The 221-nt window shown below is 42.5% G+C and carries 1 rRNA gene; it reads left to right on the top strand.

Going from position 1 to position 221, the window contains the following annotated elements:
- Nucleotides 1–136: 136 nt before the first annotated feature.
- Nucleotides 137–221: ribosomal RNA gene (gene rrf, locus C2M32_RS06520) — 5S ribosomal RNA — on the top strand; the annotation flags it as partial.

Genomic DNA, 221 nt, shown 5'->3' with positions numbered 1-221 from the left:
AACCATACAACGCCAAAGTGGTTTTACGAGCTAGAAGTTAGTGTTACTAAAGTAGCGTTTTACGAGTTATCAGAATTTTTCCGGATTTTATGTTGATTGGTTCACAGATGGTGAACGGATTAACAAACCAGCTTTGCTTGGTGATAATAGCGTTTTGGACCCACCTGACCCCATGCCGAACTCAGAAGTGAAACGAAACAGCGTCGATGATAGTGTGGCAG

The sequence above is a fragment of the Pseudoalteromonas sp. T1lg23B genome (assembly GCF_002964665.1).
In the GTDB taxonomy this organism is placed as follows: Bacteria; Pseudomonadota; Gammaproteobacteria; order Enterobacterales; family Alteromonadaceae; genus Pseudoalteromonas.
This window is presented reverse-complemented; position numbering and strand designations above follow the sequence as displayed.